Source organism: Mesotoga prima MesG1.Ag.4.2 (assembly GCF_000147715.2).
In the GTDB taxonomy this organism is placed as follows: domain Bacteria; phylum Thermotogota; class Thermotogae; order Petrotogales; family Kosmotogaceae; genus Mesotoga; species Mesotoga prima.
Map to the genome: position 1 here is coordinate 189,962 of NC_017934.1, position 14,972 is coordinate 204,933.

General features: G+C 47.0%; 8 protein-coding genes. All 8 read right to left on the bottom strand.

Annotated features, from left to right (window positions below; genetic code table 11):
- Positions 1 to 502: 502 nt before the first annotated feature.
- Positions 503 to 1,699, bottom strand: coding sequence for an MFS transporter (locus tag THEBA_RS00980; RefSeq protein ID WP_014730079.1), 1,197 nt, complete (start codon positions 1,697 to 1,699; stop codon positions 503 to 505).
- Positions 1,700 to 2,608: 909 nt separating this feature from the next.
- Entirely contained in the window at positions 2,609 to 3,805 is a 1,197-nt protein-coding gene (locus THEBA_RS00985; RefSeq protein WP_014730080.1) for an MFS transporter, read from the bottom strand.
- Between the two features lie 1,720 nt (positions 3,806 to 5,525).
- Positions 5,526 to 5,876: a type II toxin-antitoxin system PemK/MazF family toxin gene (locus THEBA_RS00995; RefSeq protein WP_014730082.1), complete on the bottom strand. Its 351-nt coding sequence runs from the start codon at positions 5,874 to 5,876 to the stop codon at positions 5,526 to 5,528.
- Positions 5,869 to 6,120: a hypothetical protein gene (locus THEBA_RS01000; protein ID WP_014730083.1), complete on the bottom strand. Its 252-nt coding sequence runs from the start codon at positions 6,118 to 6,120 to the stop codon at positions 5,869 to 5,871. Before THEBA_RS01000 ends, THEBA_RS00995 begins: the two co-directional genes overlap by 8 nt.
- Before the next feature lie 785 nt (positions 6,121 to 6,905).
- A complete protein-coding gene (locus THEBA_RS01010; RefSeq protein ID WP_014730084.1) occupies positions 6,906 to 8,132 on the bottom strand; it encodes a transposase in 1,227 nt (408 codons plus the stop codon).
- A gap of 668 nt (positions 8,133 to 8,800) precedes the next feature.
- Positions 8,801 to 11,521, bottom strand: coding sequence for a cation-translocating P-type ATPase (locus THEBA_RS01015; RefSeq protein WP_014730085.1), 2,721 nt, complete (start codon positions 11,519 to 11,521; stop codon positions 8,801 to 8,803).
- A gap of 1,051 nt (positions 11,522 to 12,572) precedes the next feature.
- Positions 12,573 to 14,243 (bottom strand): putative ABC transporter permease subunit, encoded by a 1,671-nt coding sequence (locus THEBA_RS01020; RefSeq protein WP_014730086.1) that lies wholly within the window; start codon positions 14,241 to 14,243, stop codon positions 12,573 to 12,575.
- A complete protein-coding gene (locus tag THEBA_RS01025; protein ID WP_014730087.1) occupies positions 14,200 to 14,958 on the bottom strand; it encodes an ABC transporter ATP-binding protein in 759 nt (252 codons plus the stop codon). The genes THEBA_RS01020 and THEBA_RS01025 overlap by 44 nt, the downstream gene beginning before the upstream one ends.
- Positions 14,959 to 14,972: the final 14 nt, after the last annotated feature.

Below are 14,972 nucleotides of genomic sequence, written 5' to 3' on the forward strand. Positions count from 1 at the left end.
GCTCTACAGGATGATTGAGTAAGAAGTTGATTTGAGTAACTCGGGTAGTCGCTATTCCCCTCGGTCAAGTCATTCTGAGATGATCCTGCTCAGAATCTCGGCGCACAAAACTGTGCAGACCATTATAGTGCACACCCTCCGCCACTACGTGGCCCTCCTCCCTCGAGGGAGGATTTAAGATCAGGATCATTAGGGGCCAACCACAGCATTCACGCAAGAACCAGCACATTTATGGTCTTGAACTCCCTGACTTATGGGTAATGATAAGCTCCATCAAGGGAAGATTTTGGATGAGAAATATCAGGAGCCAAATACGGCGTATATTGTTGAGAGAGAAGGACATCGCATTATTTCTCAATAGCTCTTTGACTTGGGTAATGACGAGCTCCTCTGGACAGATAACGAGAACCAAGAGAAATAGAGAATAACAGATCTTTAGTCAATTCTTCTTAATTGTCTTGGTTTTCACCTACAACCCACAACAACAACCCACAACGGCACTTCACCCAGTTCTCTTTGAATCATACAGTTCCAGGACTCTAGGCTCATTCTTGAAATCCCGATAAAACAGGAAGATGATGAAAGCATTTGCAGCATAAAACGCAGTGCTCAATAAGAACAACTCTGTATAACCGCTGATAGAAGTGCCGACTATGAACCCGAAGATCATTGCAGCGACTGCCCTGACTGTGTTGTTGAGAAATCCGTTTATTCCCGATACTGTTGATAGCTTCGAATCTGGAACATATGAGAAGATTATTGAGGTCATGATCGGGTTAGTTATGTTCATGAAGACGAATCTGAAGGCATAGAGTATCGTGAAAAGAATCGGCTCTCTCACAATCACTAGAGAGAGCATCAAGGGGATAACAAGCAACTGCATTGTCAGGTTGAACTTCAGTGCCCCAAAGCGTTTACCCAGCTTGTGCGAGAGTGTTGAACCGGCTGCCGTTCCAAGCTGAGCAATGGACAAGGCAATTCCGATAGCAGTTGCCGACATGTTGAATAAGTCCTTGAATATGAGATTTCCAAAGTGAATGAAGAGCCCGGCTCCAAAACCCACCGTTGCCGTGGAAATGAAGTAGTAGGTAAGCACCTTCCTCTGGTCTTGCTGAAGCCCCGAAAAGTTGAAGAGTTCCTTCAACTTGGATCGCGATTCAGTCATCTCGAGTCTGATTACCGGTATGATTGCCGGTAGATGTGCAACCATAGAGATTATTAGAGTTGTCTGAAGACCGAAGAGATCTCCAAAGGCCCCGCCGATAAAATTGCCGATGACTCCGCTTGCCATGTTGATCCCGAAATTCAAACCGAAGACCTTTGCCCTGTTTCCCGTCTTTGTTATGCTTGTCATTGTCGCCATGACCACTGTAAAGGCAGTTACTGTGAAACCGCCTTTGATGAATGACAAAACGATAATTAACGTCGGATCGACAACGAATGCAAGTGCTATTCCAGAAACGGGAACTACAATCGCAGAGAGAAAGAGAATCTTCTTCTTTCCAATAGTATCCGCGAGAACAGCTGTGAGCAGTCCAATGATCGCCGAGCCCCACAACTGAGCAGAAGTGACGTTGCCTATGAGGTGGTTTGAGAAACCGATTTCCCTCAGATATAAGTTATAGACAACGCGGTACATGGAGATGGTTATTGTAGTAATGAATGTATAAGTCAGCAGTAATACGATTCTCTTTCTCAACCGGAAGACCTTCTTTGTTAGATTTGCTTACTATATATTACCATTTTGGAAGGATTCTGTGGGATGATTAAGTTCGGCAGCTGCTGACGCAGGCCAGTTCCGCTTCGCTGGCCACAAGATCCGCTGAACGCTGGCTAGAAGACGCTGATCGCTGTGAAGAGCCATCCTTGGATAAGATTAATCGAGAAAATCTAATGTCGAGACGCTCGCTTCGCTCGTGAGAAGAAGAGAGTTTATAATCATTAGCCGTCAACGGTCCAATGAGAAAAGAACGGAAAGAGCGGGTTATAATATGTGGGTTAACTAGAACGGGTTATCAAAACTGGGTTATGAAAACCAAATAGGATTGATTTGCGCAAAGGCACATTTGTTTCGGGAAGACGCAGTGAGGGACTTACGAATAGACGGGGACAGACGTCAGTAGCCCGTCAGTCCCCTATTCGAAATGCTACCAGATGACAATTCCAGACAATTTAGCAGTTCTTTTGTAGGGGCGAACGGCCGTTCGCCCGAAAGAGTAATGATAGCGGAGCAAAAGTGTCGGTCTGATAGACCATAGACTTAGGACTTGCGCAGAAACCCTGAACAGGAGACCCCAAACAGGAGCCCTGAACAAGAGCATTTCAGGGCAGGCTTTACAGGATGATTGAGTAAGAAGTTGATTTGAGTAACTCGGGTAGTCGCTATTCCCCTCGGTCAAGTCATTCTGAGATGATCCTGCTCAGAATCTCGGCGCACAAAACTGTGCAGACCATTATAGTGCACACCCTCCGCCACTACGTGGCCCTCCTCCCTCAAGGGAGGATCTATAAGAATGAGGAGATGTAGATGGTAACAGATCTTCGAATAACTCTCCTGACTGGCTCTAGTTTTAACCTACAACCCACAACAACAACCCACAACGGCACTTCACCCAGTTCTCTTTGAATCATACAGTTCCAGGACTCTAGGCTCATTCTTGAAATCCCGATAAAACAGGAAGATGATGAAAGCATTTGCAGCATAAAACGCAGTGCTCAATAAGAACAACTCTGTATAACCGCTGATAGAAGTGCCGACTATGAACCCGAAGATCATTGCAGCGACTGCCCTGACTGTGTTGTTGAGAAATCCGTTTATTCCCGATACTGTTGATAGCTTCGAATCTGGAACATACGAAAATATTATTGAGGTCATGATCGGGTTAGTTATGTTCATGAAGACGAATCTGAAGGCATAGAGTATCGTGAAAAGAATCGGCTCTCTCACAATCACTAGAGAGAGCATCAAGGGGATAACAAGCAACTGCATTGTCAGGTTGAACTTCAGTGCCCCAAAGCGTTTACCCAGCTTGTGCGAGAGTGTTGAACCGGCTGCCGTTCCAAGCTGTGCAATTGACAAGGCAATTCCGATACCTGTTGCCGACATGTTGAATAAGTCCTTGAATATTAGATTTCCAAAGTGAATGAAAAGCCCGGCTCCAAAACCCACGGTTGCCGTGGAAATGAAGTAGTAGGTAAGCACCTTTCGCTGGTCTTGCTGGAGCCCCGAAAAGTTGAAGAGTTCCTTCAACTTGGATCGCGATTCAGTCATCTCGAGTCTGATTACCGGTATGATTGCCGGTAGATGTGCAACCATAGAGATTATTAGAGTTGTCTGAAGACCGAAGAGATCTCCAAAGGCCCCGCCGATAAAATTGCCGATGACTCCGCTTGCCATGTTGATCCCGAAATTCAAACCGAAGACCTTTGCCCTGTTTCCCGTCTTTGTTATGCTTGTCATTGTCGCCATGACCACTGTAAAGGCAGTTACTGTGAAACCGCCTTTGATGAATGACAAAACGATAATTAACGTCGGATCGACAACGAATGCAAGTGCTATTCCAGAAACGGGAACTACAATCGCAGAGAGAAAGAGAATCTTCTTCTTTCCAATAGTATCCGCGAGAACAGCTGTGAGCAGTCCAATGATCGCCGAGCCCCACAACTGAGCAGAAGTGACGTTGCCTATGAGGTGGTTTGAGAAACCGATTTCCCTCAGATATAAGTTATAGACAACGCGGTACATGGAGATGGTTATTGTAGTAATGAATGTATAAGTCAGCAGTAATACGATTCTCTTTCTCAACCGGAAGACCTTCTTTGTTAGATTTGCTTACTATATATTACCATTTTGGAAGGATTCTGTGGGATGATTAAGTTCGGCAGCTGCTGACGCAGGCCAGTTCCGCTTCGCTGGCCACAAGATCCGCTGAACGCTGGCTAGAAGACGCTGATCGCTGTGAAGAGCCATCCTTGGATAAGATTAATCGAGAAAATCTAATGTCGAGACGCTCGCTTCGCTCGTGAGAAGAAGAGAGTTTATAATCATTAGCCGTCAACGGTCCAATGAGAAAAGAACGGAAAGAGCGGGTTATAATATGTGGGTTAACTAGAACGGGTTATCAAAACTGGGTTATGAAAACCAAATAGGATTGATTTGCGCAAAGGCACATTTGTTTCGGGAAGACGCAGTGAGGGACTTACGAATAGACGGGGACAGACGTCAGGAGCCCGTCAGTCCCCTATTCGGTTCCCTTATCAGTACTCTTTTGGGCGAACAGCCGTTCGCCCCTACAGAAAGAAATCGACACACTATTCTATAATACTGCTGCACGATCAAGATGAAGACCCTTATCGCTGGAGGAACCGCTTGTTTGAAACGCTGTAGGCTAATCACTCAGAAAAACAACAAGAAGTTGAGTGACGTGAAAATAGAATGGCCGTCATCCTGTGAGCGCTTCTGCACAGGATCTGGATCTTCTATCTGTGAAACCGCTGCTCTTGTTTCCTTATCAGCTCTCGTGGGCGAACAGCCGTTCGCCCCTACAGAAAGAAATCGACACACTGTCCTATAACACTGCTGCACGATCAAGATGAAGACCCTTATCGCTGGAGGAACCGCTTGTTTGAAACGCTGTAGGCTAATCGCTCAGAAAAACAATAAGAATTAGAGTGACGTGAAAATAGAATGGCCGTCATCCTGTGAGCGCTTCCGCACAGGATCTGGATCTTCTATCTGTGAAACCGCTGCTCTTGTTTCCTTATCAGCTCTCGTGGGCGAACAGCCGTTCGCCCCTACAGAAAGAAATCGACACACTGTCCTATAATACTGCTGCACGATCAAGATGAAGACCCTTATCGCTGGAGGAACCGCTTGTTTGAAACGCTGTAGGCTAATCGCTCAGAAAAACAATAACAAGTGCATGATTCTGAATCGGATCATTGATCAAGAGGATCGTCTACCGGCTCTTCACGTTCTTCCTGTGCAGCATATCTTTTGCTCCTCTCGCTCGGAGTTCGGAAAATCGTTTACGGTGAACCTGCAAATGTCTCCTGCCGAAGGCGTAACGGACGGTGACAGACGTCAGAAGCCCGTCAGTACCCTATTCGAAATGCTACGGGATGACAATTCCAGACGATTATGCAATTCTTTTGTAGGGGCGAACGGCTGTTCGCCCGAAAAAGGTCCTGGTTGGAATCTCTGCCTTTACCGCGAAAAAAAGGACCTTAGGAACTGGTCAGTCCACATTTTCGCCCTCGCCTTCTCTTGAGCGCCGCGAACTCTCTAATATGCTCTTTCTCGGCTACTCACAGCCTTGCAACATGGCACTTGGAACTGTTCTTCCAGCGTTCAGCGGCACTTTGAGATGGCAGTTCATATAGGGATTCTCTTAGGGGAAAACTTTGCCCAGATTCACCAGAATCTATCACATGAATGCCTACGAGAAATCAACCTGGCCACTAGAAAATCTTTTATAGACTAAGATACGAGCTCTTGTTGCAGCAGGTATTCTCCCTCAATCGTTTCATGTGATATCTAGGAGAATCTTTATCCGATCCAGAACGTCGAGGATTACTTCTTCTGAGACCTGACCGATCTTCTTCTCCAATCTATTTCTCGAGATTGACCTTAAGTCCTCGGTCTTAATGTAGCTTGTTACATCGAGCCCTGTTTGCTCTCCGGAGATCTCAACATGCAGCGGGATAGATTTGTTCTTTGACGTTAAGGGAACAACAATCACGAGCTCAGCAGGTCCATGATTGAACTGGTCGACCGAAATGACCAAACATGGTCTAAATCCAGATTGCTCTCTTCCTCTAGTTGGACTGAGGTTTGCCAACCAGATTTCTCCTCTTAAAGGCAGCTCTCTATTCATGATCACTTTGCCCGTCTAATAGTGAGCCTTCCCATTCTTCCCTCTCGTCTAACTCGCCTTTCCAAAGATCGGCTTGCTCTTTTAGTTTTGAGAAGGCTTCATTTGTATCTTCCAGGAGCAACTCACGTCTATATGATTCCACTGCTTTAGCAAGTATTTCTCCGATTGTTTCACCACTGGCGGAGGCCATTGCCTTAAGCCTCGAATGAGTTTCGAAAGGGACTCTGACTATTTGTGTTTTCAAGATTAATCACCACCTAGTAAATTGATTCGTATACTATAACATAACACGATTTGTGACAGAAAACACCTTTTCGGTTGATCCCATCGAAGGGAATAGATGCGGAAACGAGTTCATGACGGAATTGATAGCGGGTCTTGAGTTAGGGTCTAGGGTGTAGTGAAAGAAACGATCTTCTCTGCAGTCATTCCATGGATAATGCTTTGATGAGCTCCACAGGATCCCATTTTTCTCGTTCTTCTCATTGTTTCTCTTCTTCTTGCAAAGTCCTCGTTTTTCGCTATGAATCGAGATTCTGGCCAGAATTATGCCAGAATGACGGGAAGGACCGTCATCCCGGACTTGATCCGGGATCTGGGCTTGTGAGAAACGTGATCGGTGGTAGCAGGTGGCGGGTTCGTAAGAGCAAGAGAAACTGGTTGGGCGTTGATCGGTTTTCCGTTATCCGGGGAAAAGCTGAAGGTGACTAAAAGAAAGGATCGAGATTCTGAAACAAGTTCAGAATGACTGTATGTGACGTATTCGGAGAACCCTCTGGGATGCTGAAACAAGTTCAGCATGACGAAATCTCGGACGAATAACCAAGAACTTGGACGCGTAGCGTCGGAACGAAGAACCGTTTTTCTCAAAGGGCGACTCTAGTTTCAGCATAACGGCATCAGAAGTTTTTTTCTTGGCTTGCAACTTGGAACAGTCAACACCTAACTGCTCTTCGAAGGACGGGTTCATGGTTTTGGACGAAGGGCTTCTACTATGTCAACAGTTATAAAAAAGGCAGACTGAAAGGATCAAGCAGTAGACCGGCAGGTAGCTACTGAAGATACTTTCAGCGAGTATTCAGGCTTCTGTTCTCCCTCCTTTTTAGAAGGAGTATAATCAGAAAGAGGATTCCTCTTGAAGAATTTCTCTTCTGAGTAGGGAGTCAAATCCCTAAGCATGGCGAAGGCGATTTTGAGGATGGTGTTCGCCAATGCACGGAGGGCATGAGCAGAGCTCTTGCCCTCGCTCTTTTTGTTGTCGTAGAATCTTTTCATCCATTTAGAGCTATTTGTTGCAGCAAGACTGGCTATATGAAGAGTCCCTCTGAGATAGTGATTGCAGTTACTTCTCATCTTGGTGGTATTCTTGTTACCGCTTCCATAGTAAGTCGGAGTAGTTCCCGCGTACCTTTGAAGGTCTCTGTAGGAACTGAACTTGTGTGTTAGGTAGGCAACTATGAGCTGGCTGGCGATTATTGCTCCCACTCCAGGTAAGGTGAGAAGCACACTGAATTCGCTTTCCTCAATGATTTCTTTCATCTGCTTGCCTATCTCTTCCTTCATCACTTTTTTCTCCATAGCGTACCTTGAGAAAGCGACTATCAATGTCCTTATGGAAGCTGGCACATATCTTTCAAGCGCGATTTTTCTGAGCTCCTTCAGCTTGCTTTTGAGATTGCTATTTATCAGGAAACCCATCTCTTTAAGCTTCTGGAGTATCTCTTTATCAGACATTGTGAGAAAGTCTTTTGCAGTAGGACAGATGGATATAAACGCCAGTTTTCTGGCGGAAGTGCCACTGAAAACTTCTTTCACCTCCGGCCAGTACCTTTCAAGGTATGCATCCAGCCTTCCTATATCCTGCATCATAGATACATTTATCACAGCGTTCTCTTCAACCAGTACATCCAGCTCAAAAGCTATCCCTTCCCTCTTCACTTGCAAACACCATTCGGGGTTATGCTCATAGGTCATCGCTATTACCTTCGAATCAATGAAATCGCTCTTGCCTTCTATCACGAAGAATGACCTGGCTTCGCTCGATCTCCTGCTTGGAAGTATGTACACCTGCCTGTTGTTCCTTAGAAGATAATCGACGATCCTGTTATTGCCATCCTCAATAACATAGACCGCCTCCTTTATCTTCAGAAGCTTCGCAAAATCTTCTTCCTTGTTCTTTAAAACTAACTTCTTACCCTGGTGCAAAAGATAACAGTAATGCTTCTTTCTTCCCCAATCAATTCCAACTATCTCCATAACTGCACCTCCGTTGCTTGTTTGGCAGTTTGTTGAGTGTTTCGTTTACCGCTGTTTTGGTCCTGAAGCATTCCTGCTCCGGATATTCTACTATCGTTCCTGAACACTCCTGGATGCAAGATGTTCTTGCCCAACTGGGCCTCGCAGGCTATAACCAAGGACTGGACTTATCTTGCATCCCCTGCCTCTCTTATTCTAACAAACAACCAAGGACGGCTCTTTGTAGCGGTCATCGGGTTCTCCGCTTTTAAGCTTGCAGCGGCTCTTCTCCCGCGAAGCGGAACTGGCTTCAAAATCGCCTCCTGCCGAAGGCAGCATTGCGACCTGGGCTGTTCTTGCCCAGCCTTGCGTCTTATTCCGTTCTTTCCGACCCCCTAGCGCTATCCCCGACCACTTCTTCAGAAGTGCAGATCCCGAAACGAGTTAGGGATTACAGTCCTTTGCATCATTCTGGCACGCTTCTGGCCAGAATTCGGTTCGTTCAACTATTGAAGAGGACGATCTCTATCCTTGGGAAGACTGATCATTATTGATAGCGGGCGTGCCGCCGCACGCCCCTACATCCGTTTGGATCGAATTTATTTGCACATGCAACTCACAACTTGCATCTTGGAACTTGCAATTGATCTATTTCAGATAACGGCGAACCTTCTACGGACAACCATTGTCTACTGCCTTTTTCTTGTAACCAGCTTCTTGATTTCGTATATCCAAAGGATCGCGCTACCTAGGGCTAACGACAGGAGAAGATCCCATACACCCAGAGCCTGTGTGGTGAAGAGCCCCTGCATAAAGGGTACATATATAACTGCTAGCTGAAGCCCGAAGCTCGCCAGTACTGCATACATTAGATAAGGATTCTCTTTGAACGGTGCGTTGAAGATCGATTTCGTTCTTGATCTCACAGACAATGCAAAGAAGAGCTGAGAGAAGACAAGGGTTGAAAACAACATCGTTCTCCACGGCCCGTTGATATCGTTCATCCAGTAAACCAACCCAACGCCAAGAGAAAAGGCGGAGAGCAGTAGCCCGATAAGGATTACATTCCATCTTCCATTTGCCAGGACGTGTTCCTTCGTCGGGTTGGGTGGACGCTTCATTATATCCTTTTCCGGTGGTTCAACTGCGAGCGCCAATGCGGGGACTCCGTCCGTGACCAGGTTGAGCCAGAGTATCTGAAGGGGCGCCAGGGGGAGCGAGATACCAAAGAATGGTCCTAGAAGCATTATCCATATCTCTCCGAAGTTCGACGCCAGGATGTACCTTATGAACTTGTGTATGTTGTCGAAGATTGTCCTTCCTTCACGAATGGCCGAGACGATCGTGGTGAAGTTATCGTCGATGAGAACCATATCGGCGACTTCCTTTGTTACGTCAGTCCCCGTTATGCCCATAGCGATCCCTATGTCGGCCTGTTTGAGAGCGGGGGCGTCATTAACGCCATCACCCGTCATGGCGACGACATTTCCCTGTCTCTGAAGAGAGTCGACGATCTTCAGCTTGTGTTCCGGTGCGACTCGGGCATATACCGAGGTTTCTGCGGTCACTCTGTCGAGCTCCTCCTCCGTAAGGTTTTCGATTTCTCGACCCATCTTGACGTTTGACTTGTCGTCAACTATGGTGAGGCTCTCTGCTATATAACCGGCTGTCAGGGGATGGTCACCCGTAATCATAATCGGCCTTATACCTGCTTCACGGGCGGTCATTATCGATTCTTTGACGCCTTCTCTTGCGGGATCCATCATTCCAAATATACCGGTGAAGATGAGATTTTTTTCTTCGACCTTTTTGTCTTCGACTTCCGCGGAGTTTACTGGCCTGAAGGCTACTCCAAGAACCCTCATTCCATTTGCCGCGAGGTTGTTGTTTGTCTCTATGATTCTTCTCTTCCAGTCATCATCTAACTCATGTATCTCGTCACCTTCCAGTACTCTGTCACACACTTCAACGAGAGAATCGACGGCTCCCTTAGTAAATGCAACATATTGATCGACAGCATTTTCTCGAAGGTGTTCCGGAACGTCTGCAGGAATCTTACCCTTTGGATTCGACTTGATCTCGTGGATAGTTGTCATCCTCTTTCGCTCCGAATCGAAGGGGATCTCCAGGATCCTGGGCATTGCCTGTTCGAGGTCACTTTTCTCGATGCCGACTCTGTAAGCCGCATATACTAGCGCGCCCTCCGTCGGATCTCCGATCACATCTGCCTGCTGCTTTTTGTGGACGGGAGGTTTGATCTCGGCATCGTTGCATAGCGCGGCCGCTGTGAGCATTATTTCAAAGGATTTATTGTCGTCTTCGGGGAGGGCCTCGGGATCGGGTTCATTTTCTTTTCCAAAGTCCAGTGTCCGTCCGGCCATCTCTACGACTGTCACTTTCATTCTGTTTTCGGTAATCGTTCCCGTCTTGTCGGAACAGATTACGGTAACTGAACCAAGCGTCTCGACGGCCATCAGTTTCCGAACGAGAGCGTTCTTCTTCAACATTCGCTGAGCCCCAAGAGCCAGTGCAATAGTAACAACTGTCGGAAGTCCTTCTGGAACCGCGGCCACTGCGAAAGAGACTGCAGTCATGAACATCAGCTCTAGATCTTCGCCCCTCAGCAAGCCCATTACGAAGATCACACCCACTATTCCTAGCGCGATCAAGGCAAGAATCTTACCGAGCTGGTCGATATTCTTCTGCAGCGGGGTCTGGGTCTCGGCAGTATCTTGAAGCATTGCTGCAATCTTCCCGAGTTCGGTTTCCATTCCCGTTGCCGTCACTATTCCGACTCCGCGGCCGTAAGTGACAACCGTCCCGGAATACGCCATGTTTTTGCGGTCACCGAGAGAGGGGTTCTCTTCTTCGATAGGTTTAGTAGTCTTCTCCACCGCCTCCGATTCGCCAGTAAGAGCTGACTCCTGAATCTTCAGATTGGTTGCCTCGATAAGCCGCATATCTGCCGGCACGATATTTCCGGCCTCTAGAATCACAATATCTCCGGGAACAATCTCTGTTGAGTTTATCTCCACGATCTTTCCGTCCCGCCTGACCTTCACTCTGGGCACGGACATCTTCTTCAATGCAGCCATTGCCTTTTCGGCTCTGTATTCTTGAGTGAACCCCAGGATGGTGTTCAGGGCTACAATCGCAAGAATTACTATCGTATCCCTTAATTCACCGACGAAGGCCGTAATCACCGAAGCAACAATCAGGATTATTACCATCACAGACTTCAGTTGTGAAAGAAGAATCTTCCATGCGCTGCGCCTGTTCTTCTCTGTAAGCTCGTTCAAGCCATACTGTTCTATTCTCTCCTTTGCCTTTGCCCCGGAGAGCCCCTCGTTTGAGCTTGATCCGAGTTCTTTTATGACCTCTTCTATTGTTTCCTGATGGTGTTTTGCCATGCTTCAACCTCCGTTTAATAGAACAGTTGCACAGTTCGTCTAATTTAAGTTCGAGTATTTAAGTCTAGATCCCGAGACAAGTTCGGGATGACAGTGTTAGGTAATTGCGAAAACGGCACTTACAATCATGCTAAAAGAAGCCGTCCTTGGTCCTTCGTCCAAGATCATGGACCCGTCCTTCGAAAGAACCGCTGTGCGCTTAAGAACAAAAACCCGCTGGCCGCTGTAAAGAACCGTCCCTCAAGATCGTGGACCCGTCCTTTGAAGGGCAGTTAGGAGTTGTCTGTTCCAAGTTGCAAGCCCTTAAGAAAAGAACCGTCCCTCGTCCTTCGTCCAAGATCATGAACCCGTCCTTCGAAAGAGCCGCTGCACGCTTAAGAACAAGAACCCGCTGGCCGCTGCGAGAAACTCAAGAAACATTCCTGGTACACTTTTCGAGTTCATGTGCCTGTCCTTTGAGAAAAACGGTTCTTCGTTCCGACGCTACGCGTCCAGGTTCTTAGTTCTTTTTCAGCATCACGTTACTCTGAGATTGTTTCAACATTTAGGCGCCTTTTGCGAAAACGTCACATCACGTCATGCTGAAATTGTTTCAGCATGACGGCGGGCTTTCCGAATACGTCAAATACAGTCATTCTGAACTTGTTTCAGAATCTCGACGTTTCTTTCCAGTCACCCGCATGCTTTCCCGCGGAGAACGGACAACTTTCCAACGGTAAACCTGTTTCTCCTGCTCTTCCAAACCCGCCACCTGCTACCACCGACTACGGTTTCTTATAAGCCCAGATCCTGAACAGGAGCTTTTCAGACAGAATAGGTTCGTTCAACTATTGAGGAGGACGATCTCTATCCTTGGGAAGACTGATCCTCAATAGCGGGCGTGCCGCCGCACGCCCCTACATCCGTTTGGATCGAATTTATTCGCACATGCAACTCCGTGCAACTTGGAACTTGTAACTGTTATTTTCTGAGAACGGACAACCATTCAACGGTCAGCCGTTTCTCCTGCCCTTACGAACCCGCTACCTGCTACCACCGACCACGGTTTTTTTCACAAATCTCTAGCAAAGAGCCTGTTCGCTCTCTTGATAAGTATAGGCCACGTGACTACAATACCAACTAAAGCGATTGCGGTCAATATGATAGTCATAATTGTCCCGGATATGTTGTCCTTCAGTAAGAATGCGAGATATCCAAGACCGCCCACATAACCAAAGACGACCGGAATCGAAAGCGCGACGTTGACGTTTTGCTTCATGGCTCTCTGAGGGTTCTCCCATTCAAGGATCGGCTTTATCGAGTCGATTATCATTTGCAGAATGTTCAAGAATGTGAGAGTCAATCCTCCGACAACAAATACAACTAACGCCTCTATGAAAGACAGACCAAGGATCAGACTAAGAGCGACTGCGCCGAATGCCGGGCCTATCAAACTAAGCGTCTCGATATGAAGGAATTTGACTTTCACGATTTCATTTACGTCAACGGGAAGAACCTTCAGCTCCCTGATCAAATCTCCTTCTCTGCTAAACATAGAGGAGGCAAGGCCGTTTATTCCTCCCGCAACGGCTGCGACCAGTGCGCCGACTGGGACAAAGACTGGCTTGTACTGCTGAAACTGGTCCAGCATCTGACCTAACTGATCGGTTTGTCCGGCAACGGCCGCTATGACCAGCAGGATTGGGAAGACCAGTACATTTCCGAATCCGTTGAAGGCGAATGCTGGGACCTTCAGGAAGTACCACCATTCTCTTTTATAGAGAGCAGAGAACTTTGTCTGTTGTAAGCCCATCAGCCAGGCTATCTCCCCTTCTTCAAGTTTCGACCGTTTGGCAAAATTCTCTTGGAGGCTCGAATAGACCGAGTAGTAAAATTTGTGACCAAAGAAGAGAAAGATTCCGAGAGCGGCAGCGTGCAGGCCAATGAAGGCAAGCAACCACAGTAAACCCTCTAAGAAGGGTTTGCTCAGGGCCTTCGTAACGAGTATAGTCGGCGGATATGCCCCGGCCGTCTTGTTTAGTATTGCATCTTCGCTCGAGAATATTCTCGCGAACTCCTCTGCGCTCATGTTCGGGTCAACCCTGCTGGTAAGGGAAACGAAAACAAGGAAGCCTAAAACTACGAGCGCGCTTATCAGATAGACGATGCTGTCTCTGTATCTCTTGAAGCGGAAGAGTCTCGAAAGCGGCAGAACGATTATCGCCGAGAGCATTATGGGCAATACCTGACTGAGTAGAAAGATTATCGCCATGAATATCCAGTATGAAATACCGGCTCCAGATCTGATCCCGTAGAGAATGTAGGCAGGAAGAATGACCGCGATCGAAATTACCATGAGATCCACAAGCACAACCAGGAACTTCGACATCAGTACCTCGGTTGACTTTAAGGGCAGGGGTATCAGGACGCTCATGTCATCCCCGAAGAAAAAAGTGCTTATCATAAGGAAGACTCCCATGATCAGCCCGAATAGATTCGCTATGAGAAACGGTCCTGCCAGAAAGAGCTGCCTCATTCCAGCAGCTTCATACTGATCGTACATAGTGTTCAGCAGACTCATGTAAAGAGGCCCAAGAGAAAAGACCATCAAGAGTACCACGCCTATTATTAATGCCGGTTCCCAGAGTCTTTCTCTTTTCTTGAAATGATAGAGAGATCTGGGTATGTTGTAGTGAGCGTTAATCAGCGTCGAGGTAAGCGAAATCACCATTTTCGGTCTCACTACCCGTCACCTCCAGGAAGAGTTCTTCAAGGCTCCCCTGGCCTCGGAGCTTCCTAAGCTCTTCAACGGTGCCTACAAACTCAAGCTTTCCTTTGTTTATTATCCCTATCCTGTCGCAAATTCTTTCTGCCACTTCCATGACATGAGTGGAGAAGAATACCGTATTTCCTGCCTTCACGTGGTTTCTCATCATTTGTTTTAGAATGAATGCCGATTCCGGATCGAGGCCGACTATCGGTTCGTCCAGTATCCAGAGATCGGGATTATGGATCAATGCGGCAATTAGCGAAAGTTTCTGTTTCATCCCATGGGAGTAGGTGGATACTGGATCTTTGATTGCATCTGAGAGCTTGAAATTCTGCAGAAGCTTAGACGCCCTCTCGGCACGGGTCTTTGGTGGGACTTGAAACACATCTGAGATAAGGTTCAGATACTGAACACCCGTAATCTTGTCCATTACAAGTGGTTCATCTGCAACATAGCCTATCTTGGATTTTGCTTCAACAGGGTGAGCGACCACATCTATATCGTCTACTGAAATACTTCCTGATGTTGGCTGCAACAACCCGACGATCATCTTGATTGTCGTAGTCTTTCCGGCGCCGTTGGGCCCCAGGAAGCCAAAAATCTCCCCTTTGTTAACCGTCAATGAAATGCTGTCAACAGCCTTGACGCTTCCGCTGTAAATCTTTGTCAAATCTCTTATCTCAATCACTTTCCAAACCTCCT

Coding starts and splice junctions, on each gene's coding strand:
- THEBA_RS00995 (WP_014730082.1), bottom strand. CDS start 5,876: ATGAATAGAGAGCTGCCTTTAAGAGGAGAAATCTGGTTGGCAAACCTC.
- THEBA_RS01010 (WP_014730084.1), bottom strand. CDS start 8,132: ATGGAGATAGTTGGAATTGATTGGGGAAGAAAGAAGCATTACTGTTAT.
- THEBA_RS01015 (WP_014730085.1), bottom strand. CDS start 11,521: ATGGCAAAACACCATCAGGAAACAATAGAAGAGGTCATAAAAGAACTC.